A 24,626-nucleotide genomic window follows, 5' to 3' on the forward strand; every position below is an offset into this window, starting at 1 on the left:
ATGGATAAAAAAATAACCCCTTTATCAAAATTCTTTTTAGCGGTCATCTTTTTCATCCTATATGCACCGATATTCTTTCTGGTTATCTTCTCCTTCAACAGTGGAGATACGATGTATAATTTTAAAGGCTTCTCATTAGAATGGTATCGAGAGCTTTTTCAAGATACAAGGCTACTAATCATTGTCCTAAATACAGTCGTAGTTGCTTTTTTATCCGCACTTTTTTCTACGATTATTGGTGTGCTTGGAGCATTAGCTATACACAATGCTAAAAAAAGACAAACAAAAAATACCTTGTTATCCTTAAACAATGTTCTGATTGTCAGCCCAGATGTTATTATTGGGGCTTCATTCTTGATTTTGTTCACGATGGCAGGGATCAAACTTGGATTCTATTCCGTGCTTTTGTCCCATATTGCTTTTAGCATTCCGATTGTCGTCCTGATGGTACTGCCAAAATTAATGGAGATGAGCCCGACCCTGATTGATGCTGCCCGGGATTTAGGGGCAAGCAGTTGGAACGTAATGACAAAGGTGATTATCCCGTTTATTACACCCGGAATCTTTGCCGGTTTCTTTATGGCCTTAACATACTCCTTAGATGATTTTGCCGTAACCTTTTTTGTAACCGGGAATGGTTTTTCCACGCTTTCGGTTGAGATTTATTCCTTAGCACGACGGGGGATTTCCTTAAATATTAATGCCCTGTCCGCCCTGTTGTTCCTATTTACGCTGCTGCTTGTAGTGATTTATTACTTTATTACCCAGCGTAACAAGCCTAGCGGAATGGGGGTTCGCAAACGATGAATAAACTAGTCCGTTTTTTTCTTGTCATTGCAGTCGTCTCGGCCGTGCTGCTTTATGCGATTTCGAGTTTGAACAGCTCGCAGGGTTATACCGGTAGCAACACGTTAACGGTTTTTAACTGGGGCGACTATATTGATCCTGATATAATCAAACGTTTTGAAAAAGAAACAGGGATTAAGGTCATCTATGAAACATTCGATTCTAATGAGTCGATGATGACCAAAATCGAGCAAGGCGGCACGAATTATGATATCGCCATTCCTTCTGAATATATGATTGATAAAATGCGTCACGAGCATTTGCTCATTCCGTTGGATCATTCGAAGCTGCCCAACTTAAAATATATTGATAACCGGTTTATGGATCTGCCGTTTGATCCACAGAATAAATATTCCATCCCTTATTTCTGGGGAACTGTCGGCATCGTTTACAATCCAAAAATGCTCCATGGCAAGAAAATCACCAGTTGGAATGACCTTTGGGCTTCTAATTTAAAAAATAAAATCTTGTTAACAGATGGTGCCCGCGAAGTGATCGGAATGGGATTGAACAGCCTGGGCTATTCGCTAAATGATACAAACAAACAACATCTAATCGAAGCAAAGGAAAAGCTAGACACGCTCACACCAAATATCAAAGCGATTGTCGGTGATGAAATTAAGATGCTGCTCGCTAATCGCGAGGCATCCGTTGGGCTTGTCTGGTCAGGAGATGCCTCAGAAATCATGTCTCAGAATGAAGATTTGGACTATGTGGTGCCAAAGGAAGGCTCCAACCTTTGGTTCGATAATATGGTCATTCCTAAAACAGCCAAAAATATCGAGGCAGCGCATAAATTCATTAACTTCATGCTTGATCCTAAAGTTGCTGCCAAAAATACCGAGTACGTCGGCTATTCTACTCCTAACAAAGGCGCTCTTAAATACATGCCAAAAGAAGTGGTCAACGATGAGCGGTTCTATCCATCACCAGAGCTGACCGAAAAACTAGAAGTATATAAAAATCTTGGCAAAAAGAACCTGGCCTACTACAACGAGTTATTCTTGCAATTTAAAATGCATCGAAAATAACAATTCGAGTTTTACAATAAAAGGAAAAAGGTGCCTGATACCATTATCCAATAAAAGGAAATGTAGTTGTCATCAAAAAAGCGTCACATTCTTCGCAGTTAGCGAGAGTGTGACGCTTTTCATTTAATAACTGTTATCTTCTTTTAAACTTTCTCTATTTACATACCAATTTGTTAATTGGGTCAGGATGGCAAAGACAAAGAAGAAGTTCATCGCCCAAACATTAATAAAGGGAGCTAATCCGCCAAATTCAATGGTTGCATATCCTTTTAGCTTCATCACAATCATCGATTCGATAAAAATCAGAATAAACCCAAGTACACCCGCAGCAGCTGCTTTAAACATTTCATTTCCCTCCCCAAGACGATCTATTCCACTAGCTAACTTTCCACTATATGAACTATATCCAGGATTAATTATGACAATTTCATGAACATCTATAATTCTATTATATGACAAATCCCCTTAAACACAACTCTTACATCTTAAAAACAATCAAGTAGTACACCAACATAATAAAGGCAGTGTGAGCCAAGTTGAGCTTCACCTAATTTTTCGTTCAGTTAGGAAAAATTGATTCGTTTTTGCGTCCTCCGCCCCTTTTTCCATATAAAAGAAAAAGCTATTTTCGCAAATACTGTTGCTTTTCTAACTAAATTTGCCTAATTCCTTTGATTAGGAGGGGATTTTTATTCGCTTTATGATGATTAATGCTAATTCCATCATTTTTTTCTAAAAGGTCTTGCTAAATTCAGCTTATCAGCGAGTTCAACCAACTTTTATCAGCGACTTTTTTTGATATATCAGCGACTTTGATGCTTTTATCAGCGACTTTTATGATATATCAGCGAATAGGTTGCTTTTATCAGCGCTTTTAATGATATATCAGCGAATCGAAGGGGAATGGTCAGATCGTCCATGATTTTAAATAAACGCAACAATCTCTGAAAAAAGAGTCAAAAAAAAGCAGTCAGACACTAACTAAATTAGTGTCTGACTCCCTTCATTTCATCTGAATAAATTCCTCAACGGTTAAAATCGTTTGCTTAAATCCCAATTTCTCTGCCAACTGTGTAATTCCGGGAGCTTCCACTTTGGCTTCTCTTAAAATATCCTTCTGTGAAAATACGTATCTTGTATCTCCATCGAGAAGGACCTTTCCTTCATTAAATACAATCGTTCGCTCAAAGTTCTCTGCAACAAAATCCATATCGTGAATGATTGTCATGACGAGTTTATGCTTATCCTTTAACGCTTGGATGATTTCCCGAATCTTTTCCTTCCCATGAATGTCCTGAGCAATCGTCGGCTCATCAAGAATAATGATGTCAGTATCCATCGCAACAACGGACGCAATACAAAGCAGTTTCTTCTCTGATAAACTTAAATCATGGGGATTCATCTCTAGTTTATCGTCGAGTTCAACCATCTTTAAGGCCTGAATAGCCTGTCTTTCTGCGATAATCTTACCCATGTTAATATTCAGCGGGCCGAACATCACTTCTTCCAAAACCGTCCGTTTAAAAATCTGGTCATTTGGATTTTGAAAAACAAGCCCAATCGTTCCAGCCATCTCGGCGGCTGTGGTTTTCATTTTCACATTAACGTTATGAATCAAAATATCCCCATTATCCGGTTTAAGCAAACCCTTCAACAACTTGACGAACGTCGTTTTCCCAGCACCATTTTGACCGATAATAGCGGTTGAACGCTGATCAAACTCCAAATTTATTCCCGCAAGTACGGGGGCTCCGCCCTTTTTATACGAAAAGGAAAGGTTGGATACTTTTATCATACAAGTGGAACCCCCTTCCTCAATACTCTTTCCGCAGCTTCCAAGGTAACAGGATAACAATCGCTGCCGTCCTTTTTAACACCCAAAGCCCTACACACTCTCGTATAAACGGGGGCCAAGACACCGTAAGTTTCCAAATCATCTCTTGAAAAGATTATTTCAGGAGTAGCAACATCCACAACTCTCCCGTCATTGAGTAGTAAGACTCGATCGCAATACTGGGCAACCTTCTCCATTTTATGCTCTGCCAGTATAACAGTAATCCCCTGTTTGCTTAGACTTTGAATCGCGTTGAATACTTCCTCAGATCCCGCCGGGTCGAGCTGGGAAGTAGGTTCATCCAGCACCAGGATGTCCGGCTTCATGGCGATGATGCTCGCAATTGCCATGCGCTGCATTTGTCCACCCGATAAGTCAAACGGATTATGATCCTTTACGTGCTCAATTTTAAGCAGCGTTAACACGTCGTCAATCCGATCTATCATTTCTTTTCGAGGTACGCCGATATTCTCGAGCCCAAAGGCAATTTCCTCATAAACCGTCATTTTAGAACCTGTCACCTGGGTGAACGGATTTTGGAACACCATTCCTACCTTTAAAGAGATGTCAGCAAGCGAATGATTTTTCACTTCCAACCCGGCAACCAAGACTTTTCCGCCATATGCTCCCTTATAAAAATGAGGAACAAGACCAACGAGTGCTTGGCAAAGCGTCGATTTACCTGATGAATTTTTACCAATAATGCCGATAAATTCTCCTTCGTTAACTTGGAACGAAATATCATCAAGTGCTAGCATGTCGGATAATGGATATTTATATTTGAGACCTTGGACAATTATTTTGTTCATACAAAAATCCTCCACGTTACAGCACAAACTACTAGCAGCAGCATTACGGACTGAATCACTCTGCTATGGTTATAGGTTTTTTCCTCATTTAAATACGTTTTCGGGGCACTGGAATTAAACCCCCTCACTTCCAGTGCCATTGCCCGTTCCTTGGTGTTAATGAGCGACCCTAATATGACCGGTCCTAATAACGGTAAGAAAGCCTTGGTTCGGACGAACAAATTCCCCTCCGTCTCCATTCCTCTCGCCCTCTGCGCATCCATAATCGTGCCCATGCTCGATATCATTTCAGGAATAATTTGGAAAACAGAAACAATAACATAACCGATTCTTGGCGACATTCCTTTACGAACAAGCGTCTCGACAAGGTCCGATGGTTTCGTTGTCAGGACCAAAATCATGAAGGAACTGACAATATTCGTCACCCGGAGCGTAATCATCAAAGCATATAACAGCCCTTCTTTATACATGACAACTGGACCAATTTGAAAGAGAGCGGTCTCATTTTCCGGTTTAAACAAGCCTTGGATGATAACGACTGTGATCAGCACGAGAAAAACAAAACTAAACACAGGAATGGTTTTTCGAATAACTTTCGCCGCTATCAATAACACAATGCTAATTCCCACACATATGAAAGAGGTTGTGAATGATGGCAGAATAATCGGAATTATAAGAGCAAAGAGTATATATAAGAGTTTAGTGATGGGATCGACATCATGAATGAACGAATCCCTTTCCACATACAAACTAATCGATTTCAAAAAGCTTCACCGGCTTTCATTTTCAAAAAGAGGTTAATCTAAAGTCTCTATTTTTTCATTATTGTTATATAATTGCACAACATTTCGTGGTAATCCTTTGAAAATACCAAAACTAATGAGCACAACTAATAATTTATCTGGCACGTCGACCACCAGTTCATCAAGTAACGAGGCCAGCCAAATAGAATCGGTTTTTGCTAGAACAAAAGCATATAAGGCATCACCCCAAACATTCCCTGTTTGTCCTCCCCAGAACCCAATATTAAGCGGAGTGGAAACAACCGTTGCGACAAGTCCAATGATTAAACCGGCAACCACCGCTTTCAGCCAGCTAGAAATAAAGCCTTTGAAAAATAGGATCCCGACTGCCAAGCCAATTGCGACACTTGTAATCGCATAAACAAAGGAAATAGGATCGGTAAAGCCATAAATAATATTATTAATCGCACCGGCTAAAGCGCCGACAATTGGGCCTCCCAACATCGCTGCTAGGACTGTGCCGATGGAATCTAGCCATAGCGGCAGTTTTAGGAACGCTGCAATTAATTTACCAATATAGTTGACACCTACCGCAACAGGAATGAGAACCAATGCGGCTGTAGATAAACGTAACGACCACATGCTTTGTTTTTTCATTGAAAAAACCCCCTTCTAATTTTTATAAATAGATTCATAGGAAACAATCGCTTCGAGTGCTGTGAGAATCTCTTGTTCTTCCCCACGTTTACTATTGTTTTTCTCATCAATGTAATCATTGATTCCCCCTTCTAAATCCCCCTCTTTTTCGACAACGACATTTAATATGGAAGCGGTCTTAATTCCGCGTAATCCACCAATCACAAATAATGCGGCTGTTTCCATATCAGAAGCTAAAATTCCTTTTTCTGACCAATACTTGTCAATTTCATGTTCTTTATCAGTATAAAAGCTGTCATGACATCTGACAATACCTGTGTGATTTGTCGATCGATTCTTTTTGGCTGCATTCATCACATGAAAGAGCAATTCGGGGTCTGGGATGGCTGGATAAGCCTTGTTAATATAGGCATAGGAAGCACCATCATTTCTCACGGCACCGGAAGCAATTACCAGATCACCCAAACGCAAATGCGGCTGCAGGGCACCACAGCTCCCGATACGAATCATTACTTTTACGCCAATATTTTTTAACTCTTCGATAGCAATTCCGGCGGAAACTCCGCCAATTCCCGTCGAGGAAACGAAAATTTTGACACCATTATATGAGCCTATGATTGTTTTGTATTCCCGGTTGTAGGCAAGTTCTTCACTATGGTCTAAAAATTTTGCCACTTCGTCGACACGTCCTGGGTCTCCTGGTAGTAACGCGTATTTCACCTCATACCCATTTCCAATTCTGATATGCGGCTGTAGGTTATTTTTCATATTAGTTGGCTCCTCTTTGCTTTTTTATTGGGAGGAATAGTAATCTGTAACACATCAAAAATGTGAGTTGCGAAGATGCATGATAACCAAATTGATTCCTAAATTCTCGGTGTCATAACAAGGTGGAACACTACTCTTTGAAGGTTTTTCTCAGTGTAAATGGGCGGATAATATCCTATTTTTTCTTGAAATAAAAGAGATTGCTCTTTTATTAAAAGGAGATGATAATGGATTAAAATTTTACCAACATATCCCAAGATGTTCCGGTCACTCCTATCTTTTTGAATCCTAATTTTTCATATAAGTAAAGAGCAGGATTATTGGGATCGACACTTAAAGAGATACCGCCAAATCCAGCTTCTTTTGTTTTTCTTAACATTTCCATAAGAAGGGCTTTTCCTATTCCTCTTCCCCTGTATTCTGGAAGGAGAGCCATTCCTAAAAGGGGTGTATCACGATCATAATACCCATATGTCTTATTCAACTCATCAAATAATCGGACCCAAACTGCCCCAATTGGTGTATTATCTGCCCCTATTGCGATCAAAGCAGTATCTCCTTTTCGCCCCCAACCTTTCAGAGAATTTACGATCTCGGGTTCAGTTAAGATGTCCTTTGACGGACGAGGTTCACCTTCAGGAATATAAATAGCTTGATATAACATTTCCCATAAGAAGGGCTCGTCTCCTACTGTCCCCATCCTAATTTTATATGTGTTCAAATTTTTCATACCCCGTTTCTATTGATCAAAAATTTAGTATATCTATTAATTCTATTCAATTTCCTATTACCAATTTTAGCATAATATTCTTATTATTCTATATTATGGTGAAAAAAGGAGCCTAACACCCCCCCTAGAACTTAAATACTTCCCTACTTAGATCAAATGGAATGAAAAATAAAGACTAATCAAACGAAAAAGAGCCTGACATCCATTTTAAAAGAAAAAATTTCGAGAAATAAAAACAGCCTTGCTAACGTTAGTAATAGCAAGGCTGCCTTTGAATCATCGTCTTACAGTACTCTGGAATCAAAGCTCAGATGTTAAATTCCTTCTGAGCTTACCAACAAGGGAATATAAAACTGGTACAAATATTAGGGTCAACAGTTATTTCCTTTAATATTAATAAAATAGAATAAAACTAAGAAAAAGAGTTTGGAAAATGGTTTCCAAGCTCTTAAACGTTTAACTTTTTTATTCGACTGACTCCATTTTCTACCAGAGTATATCCTATTTCAGATGGTCTTCAATAAATTCTTTGAGTACGTTCTTAGCATTTTCAAATGTGATTAACTCCCCGGAAACCTTACTTCCCGGAATGTATTTCGAAAGTTGGATCCCTAAAAAAGTTCTTTGACATTTCCAAATTGGAAAGGCTATTTTTATATTATCCTTTTCTCGCTTTATTCTCACTGAAATGAAAGAAACATATCCAGGAATAAAAGGATCTTTTCCGTACTTTTCTACTTCTATGGTAAGCTTACGGTCTCTCTTTACAAAGAGATCCGCATACTCACTTAATAATAATTCACAATGGTCAGAAAAGGAATGTTCAGTCATTTTTATTAACTCACTTAAGTCTGAAGAAAAATCCGTTTGTAAATATTTCAATGAAATGTTCCTCCCGCAATTTCAGCTGTCACAGCACAAAAAAATCAACTACATAAGTATATTGGACATTTGGAGCAGCATGAACATTGTAAATATAAATACCTCAATAAAAAAACAAACAATGAGTAAATACCCCATAAAACTATTTTTTTAGTTTTATCCAAAACACCCTTTTTTACCTTATTTTAACCGTAAATACTCCTATTTTCTTTCCAATTCATGTATCCTATTAATAATAGTATAATTCCTTCTTTAACAACATCAACCATTTATAGAATGTAATTTTTGAAAAGTGCTATCCCGACAAGCAAATGTCTTCGGTAATAAAAGTCTATATCTTGTTTTTATCTATTATTTTCAATTGAATACCAATCTTTTAACGGTTTGTGGTTTTAGTTTTTGATACATAAACACTATTATATTACTACACTATTTTAAAATATTTGATATTTTAACAATATAGAAAATGATAAGGTGGGGAGCAAGGTGCTAACAAACTTTCATGATTACGAACATCATTTCTTTATGCAGGAAGCTTTAAAGGAGGCAGAAGAGGCTGGAAAACGCGACGACCGGCCAATTGGGGCAGTCATTATCCATAACGGCACCATCATATCGCGGGGATCAAATAGAATTAATACGATGGATAGTGAGCTTGAACATGCTGAAATCAATGCGATGAATCATTGTGCTTCTTATTTACGAAAACATGCGCGGGAATGCATTCTTTATACAACGGTTGAGCCTTGTATGATGTGTTTATCTACCCTAATTATGGCCAATATCCGTAATGTTGTTTTTGCAGTAGAGGATAAATATCTGGATATTGCTCATTTTATCGATTCCAATACTTACATCAAAAAGCGGTTGCACAACTATCTGGGAGGAGTGTTAGCTGAGGAGTCAGCTCAAATTTTGAAGACATACTCTCCTTTTATGGCGGAAGTCGTTTTAAACGGCCGCAGGCCATCATGAGGGAATCTCCACAACTTCTACATAGGTTCCCTATAAGTTCTACATAAGTATGTTTTAATATAAAGGTAAGTTAATTAGGAAAAGGTTCGAAGAGCTCATTTCTTAAAACTTCCCATAATTTGATTGGTGCCTGACACCAATCTATTTTTTTGCCTAAAATCCATCTTCACAACTTCCACACAAGTTCCCTATAAATTCTACATAAGTATATTTTATTATTAAGGTAACTTAATTAGGAAATGGTTCGAAGAGCTCATTTCTTAAAACTTCCCATAATTTGATTGGTGTATGACACCAATCTATTTTTTTCGCCTAAAATCCTTCTTCACAACTTCAACACAACTTCCCTATAACTTCTACATATGTTTCTTTTAATATAAAGTTAAGTTAATTAGGAAATGGTTCGAAAAGCTCATTTCTTAAAACTTCCCATAATTTGATTGGTGCCTGACACCAATCTATTTTTTTTGCCTTCAGCTTTAATCTTCACAACTTCCACACAACTTCCCCCTAAGTTCTACACAAGTTTTTCTTAATATAAAGGTAACTTAATTAGGAAATGGTTCGAAGAGCTCATTTCTTAAAACTTCCCATTTTGGATTGGTGCCTGACGCCAATCTCTTTTTTTGTCTAAAATTCAGACTAAAAATCAGCCATCACTTCGTGTGATGGCTGACAGTCTGGCAATCTATCAATTTTCTTAGTATACTCCTACCTGAGTCCAAGCCGATGCAACCGCATTATACTGAGTGCTGCCAGTCCCATACAAATCAGCAGTCGAAGCAAGAAGAGCGGCACGTGCATTGCTAAAGTTACTCTTAGGTGAAAGATAGACGGTTAGTGCACGGTAATAAATTTTCTCTGCCGTGGCTGTTCCAAGTGTTGATATCGTTAAATAGGCCGCCTTGTTTGGAATACCACTGTTTGTGTGGACACCGCCATTATCAGAAGTTGTGTTTACATAGCCACTCATATTCTCCGGCTGCCCGTAAAGGCCAGGGTTTGAAAGACTACGAAGGGCATCACCTGATTTTTTCGGTGTATACACATCTTCACCGATTAAATAATCTTCCTTATCAAGGAATACCCCGAACGTATCAGAAATCGATTCATTTAATGCACCGGATTGGTATTGGTATTCTAAGCCCGCTGTTCTTTCCGTTACTGCATGAGTTAATTCATGGGCAATGACATCCAGCGACCCTGACAAAGAAGTAAAGGTTGTTCCATCGCCGTCACCATACACCATTTGCGATCCGTTCCAAAAAGCATTGTTATAATTTCTGCCGTAGTGAACCGTTGAACGAAGTGTTGCTCCATTGCCATCAAAACTATTGCGATTAAAAGTATTTTTATAATAGTCATAGACAACACCAGCATAGTAATGGGCATCGACATCTGCGCGCTGTGAAGTTGCGTTAAAATTATTATCAGGGTCGACAGAATAGCTGCCCGGTAATCGTGATAAATTTTTTGCCGTTCTCGTTTCAATCACACCTGCCATAGGCTTGGTGGTATCAATCAGATAGTAGGTACCGCCGGAATAATTGGTGTTAAGTGTTTTCGTATCCCCTAGAACACCGACCCCAGTACCAGCGTCATTGACGGCATTATAGGAATCTAGCACATTCCCATTTACAGCATCCATATATACAACCCAGTTTGCCGGGTATGGCTGAATGAATTGGAGATTTGTTTTGTAGGCCAGGTAAAAATCATTTTCCTTTTTAAAAACTACCAACTCCGTCTTTTCGACCGTATCTTCAAACTTCTTACCATCAGGACCCGCTTCGGCATTCGTTTCCGTTTCCGCTTTGGTTACCTTAATCGATTTCCACGCCTTATCTAAGGCCGTATCCTTGGTAAAATTAGCTTTCAGGACCCCTTTGAAATAAGTGGGGGCTTCTGGGAAGACATCACCATTTACAGCCGTAACGATGCCAGCTTTATCGGTATGAACCTTAAACTGTGCCCCATCAACTGGAATTCCCTGAACAGATTGAACAAAATTATAGTGGGTATTGCCCAGCTCGTCCTTCTGGACATCAATTAAGGTCAAATCTTTATCGGTATCTAATTGATAGAGCTCTTTATTTTCCTTTAAAAATTGCTTAATCGCATCCTTATCTTTATGTGCTTTAGTCGATAACTTTCCATGGACGAAGGTCGGAACCTTCTGCCCCTTTTTCCAGTTAACCAATGCATCCTTACCAAACTGTTTCGCTTCCTTCGTGACGGTAACATTGTTCGGAATCGCTTTTGCCGCAGCAGTAATCGGTAAAACTGCCCCCACTGTTAATCCCAATGCTAGAACAAGTGATGTTCGTTTTTTCATCGTTTCCCAGCCTCCTAACGATATAGTTTGTTTATAATTTTCTAACTAATCATATCACGGTAAAACGACCTGCATAATTGGGAAAAAAGTGATGGACAAGATGTCAGGCACTAGCGAAAAATAGGCGATTCTATTAAAAATCCCAACGCCGATTTCATTTTAGGTATTGGGAAAAATTAATCTATTATTTTTTTCGGATACAATTCAGGAAAATATTTTTCAATAAAAGATGTATCTCTTCATTTCATCTTACCTGTAAATCCTCCATCACTATAAGGTCGTGGTTTTTGACAATATAGGTGGAGATTTTATCCAAGTAGTCCTTACGTGCATCGGCGATTTTTTCGTGGATTCGAGCGACTTTCACTCGTTGCTTATGCCAATTAGAGCAACCAATAGTTTGCCTTGAGAGAATATGTTGTTCCCTTATGAGTTTTTGTTCCATCTTCCGAAGGAAGTGCGGGTGTTTAAATATCTCTCCATTGGAGAGGAAAGCAAAATCCTTTAAACCCATATCGATACCGACCTGACGGTTGGTTTTGGGGAGAGGTTGAATCTCCACTTCTGTACAGATGGAGACAAAGTATTTACCACTTGGGTTTCTTCTAATTGTGGCAGATAGGATTTTCCCTTCCACTTCACGACTTTTGGAAAATCGAACCAACCCGAGTTTCGGGAGTTTAATAAGATTGCCAACCACGGCAATCTTACCGTTCGTGTGTTTTGTGGTGTAAGATTGAATTTTTTTTTCTTACTCTTAAATCGTGGAACATCGTTTTGCTTTTTATAGTAGCGGGTGTAAGCGTCACTCAGGTTTTCTACCGCTTTTTGTAAGGAAATGCTATCGACTTCTTTTAAGAAAGGATAATATTTCTTTAGTTCCCGTATCGCCTTGACCGACTCATACTTATTGAAAAACCCACCTTTCCATTCGTTGGATGGTAACTGACCGTTTTGCTTCATTTAAAGTTCTCCTTTCTTGGGATGACAATAATAAAGTTCGTGGTGTGGCCATAGCCTATTTCAGCACAGATCACCGACTCCATTTATATCAACACGCACATGATACAGAACGAGATGTAGTATGGTTTGGCAATTTGATTGATTAGCTAGAAAAGTAGACTCTTAAATTAGAAAGCCTCTCACTCACCTACGTTTTTCAGACAGTTTTAAAAAAATGAATAAGCAGCCTGATCTCCATTAGAAAATGACTCAGACTGCTTATTTTTTTCAAGGCTTTTTTTATCAAAGGAAAAAAAAAAAACTTTTTATTTCATCCTGAATACATCACAGCGTGGAACAAACGGAGTCTTTTATTAACTTACATAGTTTTGTCTTCCTTGTGTATCTCTACTTTAACTGCCTCTAATAATTCAACTAACAAAAAGGGAGTTTCTTCTTTAATATTTCCCATAAAAAAATGCGAAACCTTTGTCATTAGTTATCGCATCATTATACATCATTATTTTTTCACATATTCTGAAGTAAATCCTTTCGTTAATAATGTGATGGAATCATCCCAAACCCTATTTTTGCTAGACTTTAATACTACTGCAATTAACTTTTTTCCATTGCGTTCGGCTGAAGAGACTAGACAATATCCTGCTTCATCAGTAAAACCAGTCTTTATTCCGTTTGCCCCCTCAAAATAAAACGGGCTACTTGAATCCAACAGCTGATTGCGATTTTGATAAGTGATGCCCTCATCTGAATACACCTTACTGCTCACAATCTCTTTGAAATTTGAGTTTTTCATTGCTTCGTTTGCAATCTTCCCTAGATCATAGGCAGTAGAATAATGATTGGGCTGATGCAATCCATGAGGATTCATAAAGTGAGAGTCTATTGCTCCAACCTCTTTAGCCTTTTTGTTCATCATTGAAACGAAATAGTCTAACGCTTTTTCCTCTGAAGCTCGAGGGTTACCCATTTGTTTTTTTGCTGTATAGATGGCTATCGTTCTAGCAGCGTCATTACCGGAAGGTAGCATTAAACCGGCCAGCAATTCTCTTAAAGTGAGAACTTGCCCTTCTATAAGCCAGGCTGTACTTTCACCAGCAGTCTTGAATTGAACTTCTTTACCAACCGTAATTCGATCATTTAAATTACCATATTCAACAGCTAATAATGCGGTTAAGATTTTCGTTGTACTCGCAGGAAACAGCCTTTTATGATCATTTTTTTCATAAATAACCTTCCCTGTTTCCAAATCTAATAATAAAGCCGCTTCAGCTTTAATAGGAAAATTCGATCTAATGGAATCTATTGTATTTTTTCTAAAATCTTCATGAATATCTTTAATCCTTGTGATCTGGCTTACAGAACCTAATAGAATTAAAACAATCAATCCAATCACTACATTTTTTATTTTCATAAAATCAGCACTCCTAGAAACATGGTTTAGTCCAAATATAGCCATTATTTCTAAAGAGAAATGAAAATAAACATAAAGAAAACCTAAAGAATTCTTAATGAACGCTTTTACAAATAGAAAAAAATCGCAGGAAAGTTGTCTTTTGTTGTTCTAATTCAACTTCAATGATCAGTTGGTAACGGCAATTGAACTTGAAAAATCGTTTCCACATCGTTACTTGACACAATGATTTCCCCTTGGTGCAACTCCACGATTCCTTTTGCAATCGCAAGGCCCAGACCGGTACCACCTGTCTCATCCGACCTTGACTGTTCCACACGGTACAGCCTATCAAAAATATGGGGGATTGCATTGGTGGGAATGGCTTCCCCGTAATTGACAACCTTTACTACCGAGTTCCCGCCTTCTGCCTCAACAACGAGAGTAATCTTTCTTCCTGCATTTCCATACTTAATAGCGTTGGAAATAAGATTTTCAAATGCCCTCATGATTCTATCAGGATCTCCCTCAATCATCAGTTCATCGGCAGAGGCTTTCAATTCTATCTCCATATCCGCCTTTATTAATTCAGGAAGAAATTGCGCCGCTAGCTGTTTAAGCAGCTCGATTAGATTAAAGGGTATCAGCTTTAAGGTAAGATCACGGTTATTTATTTTTGTAAACTCAAAGAGGTCGTTGACCATACGATTGAGCCGTATTGATTTTTCATAAGCAATATCAACAAAATAACGAAGCTCCACTTCATCTCTGTACTGATCTTCCTCAATTAATCGTAAGTAGCCGATGATGGATGTTAACGGAGTCCTCAAATCGTGCGACACATTTGTCACCAGTTCGTCTTTCGATTGGGTCGCCTTCTTTTCATCTTCAATTAACGACTCTAACTGTTCCTTCATTTGATTAATGTTTTGTGCTAACGGACTTAATCCCCCATGTTTCCAAATCGGGATCTCAATATCAAGACGACCTTCCGAAATTTCATCTACCGAACGGCTGATGATCTTAAAGTACGCTGCCATATTTTTGATTGCTAAGGCATAATAGATGACCGTCAAAATAATCGTACCAATAAAGAATAAGTACCAAAATCCATAAGCAGCCCTCATATTGGCGTATAAATAATTTACTTCTACCGGTAAAGGGATGTATATATATATAAATCGAATGATAAATGCTAGTATGACCGTTGAAATTCCTGCACCGAGCAGACTATATAGTAGATATGAAAGTAATCTGGCATAAATGGAGGTTGATTGTTTATCCATCAATTTTGTACCCCACTCCCCAGATGGTTTTTATCAATTTATAGCCTAAATCCTTTTCCAGCTTTTCACGTAAATTGCTGATATGTACCATTACTGTATTGTTTGAAGAATAGTAGGTTTCCTTCCATACAAGTTCAAAGATTTCTTCACTGCTAAAAACTCTGCCAAGATTCGATACCATAATATAAAGAATCGCAAACTCTTTTGAAGTTAACGGAATGGAATGCCTGCTAACTTTTGCTGTATGAAAGGTTTTATTTACCTCAAGACTTCCAACCTTAATAATCTCGTCTTCTAACCGTTCCTCTTGGTAGAGATAAGTCCTACGTATCAAAGTTTTTACACGAGCCACTAACTCTAAGGGGTTGAATGGTTTTGATAAGTAATCATCTGCCCCGCTCATTAATCCAGTTATTTTATCGATATCCTCAGTTTTGGCACTAATCATCAAGATGGGAACATGATTTTTCTCACGTAAAATCCGGCATACTTCCATGCCATCGATTTTCGGCATCATGACATCTAGTACAATCAAATCGATCTTTTCTTTTTCAAAAAGAGTTAAGGCCTCTTCTCCATTAAAAGCTCTAGAAATTTTATAACCTTCATTTTGCAAATAAATAGCAATCAATTGAACAATTTCTTTATCATCATCTACGATTAAAATATGTCTCATTGCCATAATCCCTTTCCTTATTCAACCAACCGTTATGTCGTATGAGTATTCTTGTTCATCATACCAAAAAAAACCACATTAACAAGGAATGTGGTAGATAATGGTGAAAACGTATATAACTTCAAAGCCTTAATTTCAAATCAAGTTATAACCATTATTCAAAAAATAAACTTTTTAATAAAATCAAGAAAAGTAAGTCCCGTTGGACAAGAGAACACTAAACATAAAAACCATTCCTTATACACCTGATACAATCATACCTATATATACTATGACACCACCAACTATTATAAAAATGGTTAGTCCGATATTAAGCAATCCCCACAGGATGATTTTCTTTGAAGTCACTAGATATATAGAAAATATAAATCCAATTACTAATAACGAGATAAAAGTTTGAATCGAGTATGACCCCGCAACCCCAGTTACTAAAAGAAGAACTGCAACAATAGGAAAAACAAATTGTGATAAGGAAATTAGAATCCTAGTCATATTTACTCCCCTCTTCTTTTTAAACATTAACGTTATCGCAATTTTAACATAAAAGTGTATTATTACACTTAATATATTCTTCTTAATTGCATAATAATCCTTCTTGCCAGGGAAATATCTCGGATAAAGAAAACTCGCTGATTGGCGAGTCCATAAGGGCGAAGAAAGAGGCGTAGTTGCCCTTATGTCTGATAGGGAAGCATTCCTATTTGCCAAGAAAAAAGCGACCTTCTTTTTGGAAGTATCGCAGCCAATATAAACTAACAACCTCATATTTTTTAATTGTATGGAAATTCATTCCCAAGCACTTAGGTTACTATCCTTATTTCTTTTACCTTATTTAGTTTTACCCAGCGAGTCTTCTTCATTCCCTGTAACAATTTCTCGGATCCATTAGCCAAAACAGGCTCAGCGCCAATTAATATCTCCGTACTTCGAGACCCCGTATAGACTCTATTTACTAATTCCTTTCCATCAAATAATTCGAGCGTAATGATTTGTCCAACCTCTAGGTCTGCTAAAATTGGCAGCCTGTTCAAAAAATATTGTTTATTGTAATGGTCAAACTTCTTATCAATCAGCCTGGTACCCAATATGAATGTTATGATACTGATGATCACGGACCACCAGCCAAGGTTTTTTAAGTATGTGTCTCCGACATACAAAACCACTAACAGAAAAGTAATTTTTAAAAACCAATAGAGGAAATTCATTTTAACGCCCTTTCGAAAAATCAACAATTCCTCTATATTCCTCAATAATTGAACAAGGTAAGTCAAAGCATCCGTCACTGTTTGGCGGAAATTCAACAACTTTAAAAACAGCATCTAAATTTAAAGGGCCATAAATATGCGGAAATAACTTATTAGAATTATATAAGTCCTCAAATACAATCTTTGGATTTACCTTTTGTTCTTCAATACATAAAAGGTAAAGTTCTTTTTTTCCTTTATACAAAAAATTAGCAACTCCAATAACTTGTTCTAAGGTAGAACAGTGGATAAAGCTATCTTTCTCCAAACTCGCTGGACAATATTGTCCATCTACTATCGCCTTTTCCCAATCGGAAAGACTAATAATGTGTAGAATCATCTTCCTACCCCCCTTTGATAACTGTCTAAACAATTAATTCTCTCTCGCTGTTAAAATACCTTTATTCTAACCTTAACCTTCTCTAGTATATATCTGTTTACTCAGATAAAGCGTTTATACTTCTATAAAAATTTTAACTTCCCGATTGAGCAGTTAGGGAAAGAAACTACAAATTCAAAATCGGAAATATTCGTTTATTTTTCACAATGATGTTTATTCTCTAACACCGGCATAATATTAGAAATAACTCATTGAAGGGAAATGCTATCTTTAATATCTCATCCAACTAACAACCAATATATGGTATTATTTAAAAATACAGATATATCAAAAGGAGGATGGAGAAAATTAAAAAGCGATTAATAAGCATTATCATTACTTTATTAATATTAATAGGACTCAGCTATGGAATAACTAATTATATGAATACAAAATTTATCGATTTTGCCTTTTTTATTGGCTTAACCGTTAGTGTTATCATTTGGTTTTTTACTTCTAAAGGTGGATACAGTTCTCGAAATCTAGATACGTCAGTTCAGGGAACAACAGGTATGAAAACGGAAAAACAAAAGTATGAGTTTTCACCAAGTATCGCCTTTTTAACATCACTGGCGTATACCGCTTTTTCATTTAGCATGCTTTTAATTTATTACCGAAGTTATTTCTTTTAAAATAGAAAAAGGGCAGCCTGATTATTTCAGCGTTGTCCTTTTGTGGATTTTAAGATGATTTGATGGAATAGGGTGCTCTGTTACAACTGATTTCGTTGGAATGTGAAATCATGAGAGCTCGTTGGTAGGCTATTAGGGGCCAGCCGAACCCCCACCAGTAAACAGAATAGTATATTTCGCCATACAACCTCCTGCATAATCAATAGGTTCAGTCCCTCACTACTTAAGCGTAGATAGGGATTGAACCTCTATTAGAAATCATTTACAATTCCTAGCCTTCCTGGATTTCTTTAATGCTTTTACCTCCTAAAAAGGCATGGCCAGTAACAAACTTCTTTGCTGTTTGGAACCCATATTTTGAGTAAACCTTTTCAATCTTCTCATTTATCGGAAAAACCCATAAATCTTCTATTCTCTTTTTCTTTACTTTTGCTTGGAGGAAATAGATAAGTTCGCCAATCAAACCTTTTCCTCTGAATTCTTCCTTAGTCGCTACGCTCTCCATTCGAACTTGGTCCCCATGCTCAAATAAACAAGCTGTCGCACATGCTTCACCATCAAAACGAAGAAGATAATGGGTAAATGCAGGGTGTTTAAACTCTTCTGTAAAAGCCTTTCCCCTTACATCCCTTCCACCAAACTCCTTAATGCTGCATTCAATTTCTAATGCTTCATTAAAATTATCTTCCGTCACTTTTTCAATAATAATTCGATCGCTTCTCTTGTGCCCATAGATTTCCTTGTTCCAGATTTGTATCGGGCTAACTAATTCTTCAAAATGAAATTTGTAAGAAGTTAATTCCTCAATCAATTTTGATTGTTTTTCAATATCAAATATATAAAAGCGCGGTGTAATGTTTCTTTCCTTATAGAAATGAATCACTTCTTCTATAACGGCCCTTGGATTTTGTGGGACTTCATGAATATGAGCATGATTAGCATCATAATACTTCGGCAGGTTTTCATTATAAAAAATAAAACCCCATGATGTATTTATTCGCTTTGCAAAGGTGTCAAGGTATGCAATATCAAGCTCCAAAACCTTTTGTAGTATGTTCAATATGTTCTCCTCCATTAAACTAAATCAAATATTCCTTATGTTCTTAAGTGGTTCCTTAATAATTAACTGGCAGACACAAAATAGTCCTGATGTTGGATGGGAACAGTTAATCTTTACCCATCCATGGCCCATCTGGAAGTAAAATTTCTCCGTTATCTTGAATGACTTTCAATTCAGTTATCTTTGCTTTACTCTTTTTAGAATATGGCATTTTGGTAATGACAATTGGTTTATTGGGATTGGCTTTTGGAATTTGCTGTGGCCCACTGCTATTTGGCATCGATTCAACACTCTTTGCTTCTGGCGGAAGTGGGTCATTTACATTGTCCATAATGATGATTTTCTGTTGATTACTTCCTCCGTTTACTATGGGTTTCTTTTCAGGTTGTATATGTACCGGTGCATCTTCTGACTGGGTACAACCAAATAAAGCAGCGCTGATTATCAAAATTAAGGATATTAGGAGTAACTTTTTCATTTATCAACCCTCCATTATATAAAATAGACGATTTATATTTCTTTTATGTTTCTAATTATTTTGAAAATAATCTCTCAAAGATGAAAACAGAAAATACTTTTCTTATTCCAAAAGAAAAAGTAAAGGTACAAGATTTTATTGATAAAAATTAAAATTTGTGGGGGATTTTGTTTCTAAATCGGGATGCAAAATAAAAAAATTCACAATTAATAAAATATTAATTTCTAAAATTTCCCTCATGGTGTAAAATTACACTATATGATAAATTTAGGAGGAATATTTATGAAGAAATGGTTTGTAATATGGATTTTAAGTATCCCTGTTTGTCTACTAACATTTATGAATTCGTTTTTTATGACAGCTAAAATTGGTAGCTTTTCACAAGAAGAGTGTAAGCCGAAGTTTATTTTTACACCAAAAGATGTGCAACATTGTAGCGACGTTTATCCGATAGATATATTTCTTATTTCCTTAAAAACAGAACCACTTTCATATATTTGTGTAATTTCAGGGCTTTATTTAATTGGATTTATCATTTATTATTTACTCAGAGTAGTGAAACACAAAAATAATTATTCCTAACCTTAGATGAAGAGGACTATATAATATACAAAAACTCAGCCGTTCCAAAGCTGAGTTTTTTTGTAGAAAAATACACCTATTTTATATTTCCTTTGAGTAGCTCCACTAACATACATCTTTTTCTTAGAAGTGTATCTCGTTCCCCAATTATTTGCATAAGATCTCACACCAATACCATCAGGTATCGCTTCAACAATATAAGCAGCATTTTTCAAACTAGGCCTTTCCATTTAGGGTGTTTTCCGATAAACATTATTCCGTTAGCAGAAAGAGAGTACCAAATGGCCATGTAAAAACGAAGTCAATTCTTGTAATAGGACTATTTTATAATTCTAATTTCCGAAAAGGGAGATAAAACAAATTCACTCTTCCCTACAATATTTTCTTGCTTTATGAATCCCAAACCATTACGACTATCCTTGCTCTTCAATCGATTGTCGCCCATCACAAAATATTGGTTTTTAGGAATCACAATTGGACCAAAATCTTCAGTGAACCTACTTCCTTGTTGTTTAGCTAATTTTAATTTTTGTGACAAATAGTTCTCTTTATATAATTCCCCATTAATAAATAATTGATCACTGTTCATTTCAATCTTATCCCCTGGGATACCAATGATTCTTTTCACATATTTTTCATTTGGCCCATTAATGATGACAATGTCACCTCTATTAAAACTGTCGGTATAATAAACTTTATTTACAAAGATTTTTTCATGATCATGTAGTGTAGGTTCCATAGAAGCGCCATCCACTATGTAAGGAGAAAATAGAAATGTCCGAATAACCAGTGCTAATCCTAACGCAATAAATATGGTTTTAACCCAAGCTTTTAATTCACCTTTCGTTTTAGAACCCAACATTATCAATCACTCCCTCTATTATTTACCAAAGTTTCCCTTGTTAGTGAAATATTCAACATTACTGAATCAGATTCCTTCTTAATTCAAGTTTATTTATATCGATGAATGAGCGAGTTAATTTTCAACAAAAAAACAGAATGACAATGATTGCCACTCTGTTTTATCGTAACTTACTATTCCAATATGCTTAGGGATTCAGTCCTCATGAAAAATAAATACGTGCAATCAACCGTTTTCTGCATGATTGAAATAAGAAAATCTGTAGATATTCTGTACGCATTTGGATAGTCTTAAGCCACTTTAATGGCTTTTCCAAATGGAACCCTCGGTAAGAATGCACCGGGGACGAGCCAAAATAACTCATAATTAACTCGATCCATTTCTTCAGAAAAGAAACCTGTTACATCGGTGATATAAAACAGTGTATCCACTTGCTCTTCCGTTGCCCACTCAAGCGCTAATGTGTAGGAAGATTTCCCATGTGTATAATATTTAATCGTATCACTTTTTACTGGAGAAATGCTTCGGATTTTGAAATCTGCTTGAACCAAAATCGTATCTGGTTTCAATTGTTCAAACAATTTAATGATGTTATTGATGAGAATAGCTGGTGCTTCATTTGTGGAAGTATCCACGACTAAAGCCACCTTTTTGTCTTGACGTTGCTGAATCATAGAAAGTATCGTTTTATGCCATCTCACACCATTTTCCCCCTTTTCTGAATGTACCAACCTTTTTATTTTGGGTTATTGGGAAATGGTTTATGATTGGATAATATCGGCAGCGAACTACCTTTCAACTAAGCGGAAACTAAAGTCCGTTTTGCATAATAAAAATTCTTGGTTATGCAAAAGCTAGTTACTTATATTAATTTTTACAGGTACGAATTGAATTGGTCGTTTTCTTAGGTTACCTTCGATACCTCGCGCCACATGTGAACGTTGTTTTCATTTTCATAAAATCATGCATCAGTGCAGCTTTTCTCCCTTTATCCGTATACCCATTCATTTTGGAGCGGAGGCAATCCATAAATTCGTAATCACATCGGCAAGGTGAAATCCCTCTGCTTAAACAACGGTCATGTCCCATGCAGCAGGCATCGACATCATTAATCGGAGCACCAGGGCCACTGCAGCCAGGGCCACACCATCTATACCCGGGGAAAATGCAGAATCCACGTCTTTTCTTTTGCAAAATCAACAACTCCCATTACAGTTTCATGACATACCTGTCAGGTCAGGTACAACATTGATCAATATCAGTTTCTTTACTAATAAATTATGAAATTTCAATAAAATTGAAATGGTAAAATTCCCATGCAAGTCCATTTTTCGAAAAACAATTTCGATGTTCTTTACCCAAGAATTAGTAATTCGATAAAACCAAACGTATTTTTGGTCCTAGAAAAATCGCAGTTTACGACACTCCACTACGATGTTTCTTTTATTCGACGCAACTTGCAAGGGCATTAAAAAAAGCCCTATTTTGTTGAATAGAGCTAACACATACTCACTTTATTTTTGCCATAATTCTTTGAGCGGTATAATCCTTCATCTGCCCGATTTAACAACGAATCTATATTGTCCTCTGGCTGAGAATCTGCTACTCCAAAGCTTGCTGTCAGCCTTCCAACCTCTTGGAAATCATGTTCTGCGACCTTTTGTCTTAAATATTCTGCGAGCTCGGTGGCATCTTTGCCGCAGACATCCGTAATGATAATAAATTCTTCTCCACCCCAGCGACCAAAAAGTTCACGTATATCGAGATTCATTTGAATAAGTTCAGACAACTCGACTAAAACGGAGTCGCCAACATTATGACCATAAAAGTCATTGATTTTTTTAAAATGATCAATATCAAAAAAGATAATCGAAAAACTTATGTTCATGACCTGAGAATCCTTTAACTTAATTTCCAGCCATTCATCAATTCGGTGGCGGTTAGCGATTCCCGTTAATGAATCTACATAGGCATGCTTATTAAAAAGCTCCATTTTTGTATAGGCCTTAAACACATGCTGGGAGTAATAAAGGACAATAATATAGACCAAGTTAGAAAAATAAAACTGGAAAAGCGAATCAATGGATTCAGCGGGCAGCTTGTTCATGTACATGACTCCACCCACCACAGTAATGGCAAATATACTGATGGAAAAATAAAGCCCTTTTTTTATCCCCAGTGTTAAGAAAATTAACATAATATAGATGGGCATCCAAACGATAAAATCCCCTAAAGACCCACCTATTTTACCAAGGTCGTTAATAACTGCATCATAAAAGGTCGATACATGATAAAAACTAACCAAAGCTAAATTGGAAAACTCAGCAAACCGAACGTACCGATTCTTATACATCAGAACCCAACTAATGATGAACCAAACGGTGAGTGTGTTGTTGACAATGAAATTAAGTTTATTTGCGGCGTCCATATTTTTAAGAATGGTATTTAAGATAAATGCGATTATTATTAAGGGCACAACCCCTAGAAATATCTTTCTTTTAAGTTCAGCAAGTGATTCAAACTGTTTAATCATCGATATGATCATCTCCTAAACCAATCAATGAGATTAGTCCCTCTGAATCCTCAAAAATAAGCAACTGGCTGGCATAGTCCTCCACCACTTTCATTCGGTGGTGACCTTAGCCCCTCTAGCTTTGCGTCTTTATCTTTCAATAAATTAGCCCTATCTATTTTATTTCCACAGGTGCCGAAGAAGTTTTGCTATTTTCTGGATGCGATTTTCCCATTTGTAAAATACAATCTTTATTTACCTATTGTAATCGATATTTTGTAGTTTTTATATATCATTTTATGTCGGATTGGAGTACGATTGTCTATTATTTCTGCAATTAAAGGTTTTAATTTAACCAAATAGAATATATCTATGTAAAAAAATAGTGTCGGATATTATTATATCCGACGGTAAATTTTGAAGGATAAATTTGAAAAACTTATGATTTCCTATTAGCTTAAAAAAAGGATTATCTGTATCGATAAAGGGGGAATGATCTGGATGGAAAGAAAGACTTTTTTGATAATGTAATTACCTTGGTTTGAACCAGAAATTGGCCGCTAGCTTTAAGCAATAAAACTTGTAGAAAACTTCTTAATTTGCTTTTTTCTTTAATTGAATACCAATAAATGTTGATACAACAAAGACAATCCACATGATTAAAGTTAAAGGCAAAAGGATAATTCCTACTCCATAATCATCATCCTCCATAGGAAAATAGTTACGAATATTTAATATATAGAGCCCTAAAAATCCATACATAATTTCATTAATAAAAGGAATGAAAAATACATATTTCCATTTTCCAAAATCGAATCTTCGTGCTAATAGGTAACATACTGGCCCATATATTAAAAAAGAAATTACGGTAATTGTTCCTGAAAGTAATGTACCATGGGTAAGAGTAACCAGAACGCCCTCATTAAATACTATAAAAACTAGAGTAGTTATC

28 protein-coding genes, 1 pseudogene and 1 riboswitch are annotated in these 24,626 nt (G+C 36.7%); of the genes and pseudogenes, 5 read left to right on the top strand and 24 right to left on the bottom strand.

Features of this window, described 5'->3' with window-relative positions; all coding sequences use genetic code 11:
- Positions 1-807 (top strand): ABC transporter permease, encoded by an 807-nt coding sequence (locus M5A78_RS20635; protein WP_248737167.1) that lies wholly within the window; start codon positions 1-3, stop codon positions 805-807.
- Positions 804-1,877, top strand: a complete 1,074-nt coding sequence (locus tag M5A78_RS20640; protein WP_248737168.1) for an ABC transporter substrate-binding protein — start codon at positions 804-806, stop codon at positions 1,875-1,877. Before M5A78_RS20635 ends, M5A78_RS20640 begins: the two co-directional genes overlap by 4 nt.
- Positions 1,878-2,000: 123 nt before the next feature.
- Here M5A78_RS20640 and M5A78_RS20645 read toward each other — a convergent pair whose 3' ends face one another.
- The 8 genes from M5A78_RS20645 to M5A78_RS20680 form a co-directional block, all read right to left on the bottom strand.
- Positions 2,001-2,222, bottom strand: coding sequence for a hypothetical protein (locus M5A78_RS20645; protein ID WP_248737169.1), 222 nt, complete (start codon positions 2,220-2,222; stop codon positions 2,001-2,003).
- A gap of 658 nt (positions 2,223-2,880) precedes the next feature.
- Positions 2,881-3,672 (bottom strand): energy-coupling factor ABC transporter ATP-binding protein, encoded by a 792-nt coding sequence (locus tag M5A78_RS20650; protein ID WP_248737170.1) that lies wholly within the window; start codon positions 3,670-3,672, stop codon positions 2,881-2,883.
- Positions 3,669-4,520 (bottom strand): energy-coupling factor ABC transporter ATP-binding protein, encoded by an 852-nt coding sequence (locus tag M5A78_RS20655; protein ID WP_248737171.1) that lies wholly within the window; start codon positions 4,518-4,520, stop codon positions 3,669-3,671. Before M5A78_RS20655 ends, M5A78_RS20650 begins: the two co-directional genes overlap by 4 nt.
- A complete protein-coding gene (locus M5A78_RS20660) occupies positions 4,517-5,284 on the bottom strand; it encodes an energy-coupling factor transporter transmembrane component T family protein (RefSeq protein ID WP_248737172.1) in 768 nt (255 codons plus the stop codon). Before M5A78_RS20660 ends, M5A78_RS20655 begins: the two co-directional genes overlap by 4 nt.
- 33 nt (positions 5,285-5,317) lie before the next feature.
- Positions 5,318-5,920: an ECF transporter S component gene (locus M5A78_RS20665; RefSeq protein ID WP_248737173.1), complete on the bottom strand. Its 603-nt coding sequence runs from the start codon at positions 5,918-5,920 to the stop codon at positions 5,318-5,320.
- Between the two features lie 15 nt (positions 5,921-5,935).
- Positions 5,936-6,688, bottom strand: coding sequence for a nucleoside phosphorylase (locus M5A78_RS20670; RefSeq protein WP_248737174.1), 753 nt, complete (start codon positions 6,686-6,688; stop codon positions 5,936-5,938).
- A gap of 232 nt (positions 6,689-6,920) precedes the next feature.
- Positions 6,921-7,409 carry a GNAT family N-acetyltransferase gene (locus M5A78_RS20675; RefSeq protein WP_248737175.1) on the bottom strand — a complete coding sequence of 163 codons (489 nt, stop codon included), beginning with the start codon at positions 7,407-7,409 and terminating at the stop codon, positions 6,921-6,923.
- Between the two features lie 510 nt (positions 7,410-7,919).
- Positions 7,920-8,300 (bottom strand): hypothetical protein, encoded by a 381-nt coding sequence (locus M5A78_RS20680; RefSeq protein WP_248737176.1) that lies wholly within the window; start codon positions 8,298-8,300, stop codon positions 7,920-7,922.
- Between the two features lie 486 nt (positions 8,301-8,786).
- Between M5A78_RS20680 and M5A78_RS20685 the strand changes: the two genes are divergently transcribed.
- A complete protein-coding gene (locus M5A78_RS20685; protein ID WP_248737177.1) occupies positions 8,787-9,275 on the top strand; it encodes a nucleoside deaminase in 489 nt (162 codons plus the stop codon).
- 700 nt (positions 9,276-9,975) lie between these two features.
- On the opposite strand, the gene M5A78_RS20690 is transcribed toward M5A78_RS20685, so the two are convergent.
- The 8 genes and pseudogenes from M5A78_RS20690 to M5A78_RS20725 all read right to left on the bottom strand — a co-directional run bounded on the left by M5A78_RS20690 (position 9,976) and on the right by M5A78_RS20725 (position 17,509).
- Positions 9,976-11,610, bottom strand: coding sequence for a M4 family metallopeptidase (locus M5A78_RS20690; protein ID WP_248737178.1), 1,635 nt, complete (start codon positions 11,608-11,610; stop codon positions 9,976-9,978).
- A 250-nt stretch (positions 11,611-11,860) separates the two neighbouring features.
- Positions 11,861-12,477 (bottom strand): annotated as a pseudogene (locus M5A78_RS20695) (RNA-guided endonuclease TnpB family protein); the annotation flags it as partial.
- 595 nt (positions 12,478-13,072) lie between these two features.
- Positions 13,073-13,984: a D-alanyl-D-alanine carboxypeptidase family protein gene (locus tag M5A78_RS20700; protein WP_248737179.1), complete on the bottom strand. Its 912-nt coding sequence runs from the start codon at positions 13,982-13,984 to the stop codon at positions 13,073-13,075.
- A 161-nt stretch (positions 13,985-14,145) separates the two neighbouring features.
- Positions 14,146-15,249 (bottom strand): sensor histidine kinase, encoded by a 1,104-nt coding sequence (locus tag M5A78_RS20705; protein WP_248737180.1) that lies wholly within the window; start codon positions 15,247-15,249, stop codon positions 14,146-14,148.
- Positions 15,242-15,925 carry a response regulator transcription factor gene (locus M5A78_RS20710; RefSeq protein WP_406603728.1) on the bottom strand — a complete coding sequence of 228 codons (684 nt, stop codon included), beginning with the start codon at positions 15,923-15,925 and terminating at the stop codon, positions 15,242-15,244. Before M5A78_RS20710 ends, M5A78_RS20705 begins: the two co-directional genes overlap by 8 nt.
- Positions 15,926-16,162: 237 nt before the next feature.
- A complete protein-coding gene (locus M5A78_RS20715) occupies positions 16,163-16,417 on the bottom strand; it encodes a hypothetical protein (RefSeq protein ID WP_248737182.1) in 255 nt (84 codons plus the stop codon).
- 308 nt (positions 16,418-16,725) lie between these two features.
- Positions 16,726-17,130 (bottom strand): hypothetical protein, encoded by a 405-nt coding sequence (locus M5A78_RS20720; protein ID WP_248737183.1) that lies wholly within the window; start codon positions 17,128-17,130, stop codon positions 16,726-16,728.
- 1 nt (position 17,131) lies between these two features.
- Complete coding sequence (locus M5A78_RS20725; RefSeq protein ID WP_248737184.1) at positions 17,132-17,509, bottom strand: DUF952 domain-containing protein; 378 nt, start codon at positions 17,507-17,509, stop codon at positions 17,132-17,134.
- 338 nt (positions 17,510-17,847) lie between these two features.
- Here M5A78_RS20725 and M5A78_RS20730 point away from each other — a divergent pair, with 338 nt between their 5' ends.
- A complete protein-coding gene (locus M5A78_RS20730) occupies positions 17,848-18,180 on the top strand; it encodes a hypothetical protein (protein WP_248737185.1) in 333 nt (110 codons plus the stop codon).
- 271 nt (positions 18,181-18,451) lie between these two features.
- Here the strand turns inward: M5A78_RS20730 and M5A78_RS20735 are convergent, their stop codons facing one another.
- Positions 18,452-19,240: a GNAT family N-acetyltransferase gene (locus tag M5A78_RS20735; protein ID WP_248737186.1), complete on the bottom strand. Its 789-nt coding sequence runs from the start codon at positions 19,238-19,240 to the stop codon at positions 18,452-18,454.
- Between the two features lie 106 nt (positions 19,241-19,346).
- The gene (locus tag M5A78_RS20740) at positions 19,347-19,718 is read right to left on the bottom strand and encodes a hypothetical protein (protein WP_248737187.1); all 372 of its coding nucleotides are present in this window, start codon (positions 19,716-19,718) and stop codon (positions 19,347-19,349) included.
- A gap of 282 nt (positions 19,719-20,000) precedes the next feature.
- Here M5A78_RS20740 and M5A78_RS20745 point away from each other — a divergent pair, with 282 nt between their 5' ends.
- Positions 20,001-20,300, top strand: a complete 300-nt coding sequence (locus tag M5A78_RS20745) for a DUF4306 domain-containing protein (RefSeq protein ID WP_248737188.1) — start codon at positions 20,001-20,003, stop codon at positions 20,298-20,300.
- 35 nt (positions 20,301-20,335) lie between these two features.
- Here M5A78_RS20745 and M5A78_RS20750 read toward each other — a convergent pair whose 3' ends face one another.
- From M5A78_RS20750 to M5A78_RS20775, 6 genes are all read right to left on the bottom strand, one after another.
- Positions 20,336-20,515, bottom strand: coding sequence for a hypothetical protein (locus M5A78_RS20750; RefSeq protein ID WP_248737189.1), 180 nt, complete (start codon positions 20,513-20,515; stop codon positions 20,336-20,338).
- A gap of 104 nt (positions 20,516-20,619) precedes the next feature.
- A complete protein-coding gene (gene lepB / locus M5A78_RS20755; protein WP_248737190.1) occupies positions 20,620-21,162 on the bottom strand; it encodes a signal peptidase I in 543 nt (180 codons plus the stop codon).
- 290 nt (positions 21,163-21,452) lie between these two features.
- Positions 21,453-21,863 carry a vWA domain-containing protein gene (locus M5A78_RS20760; protein WP_248737191.1) on the bottom strand — a complete coding sequence of 137 codons (411 nt, stop codon included), beginning with the start codon at positions 21,861-21,863 and terminating at the stop codon, positions 21,453-21,455.
- 208 nt (positions 21,864-22,071) lie between these two features.
- Positions 22,072-22,356, bottom strand: a complete 285-nt coding sequence (locus M5A78_RS20765; RefSeq protein WP_319942323.1) for a phospholipase — start codon at positions 22,354-22,356, stop codon at positions 22,072-22,074.
- 304 nt (positions 22,357-22,660) lie between these two features.
- Positions 22,661-23,695 carry a GGDEF domain-containing protein gene (locus M5A78_RS20770; RefSeq protein ID WP_248737192.1) on the bottom strand — a complete coding sequence of 345 codons (1,035 nt, stop codon included), beginning with the start codon at positions 23,693-23,695 and terminating at the stop codon, positions 22,661-22,663.
- A 56-nt stretch (positions 23,696-23,751) separates the two neighbouring features.
- A riboswitch (cyclic di-GMP riboswitch) is annotated at positions 23,752-23,855 on the bottom strand.
- A 413-nt stretch (positions 23,856-24,268) separates the two neighbouring features.
- Positions 24,269-24,626: hypothetical protein (locus M5A78_RS20775; RefSeq protein ID WP_248737193.1), on the bottom strand; the 358-nt coding region annotated here is incomplete at its 5' end.

This window comes from Neobacillus rhizosphaerae (genome assembly GCF_937468385.1).
GTDB classification, from domain to species: Bacteria; Bacillota; Bacilli; order Bacillales; family Cytobacillaceae; genus Neobacillus; species Neobacillus rhizosphaerae.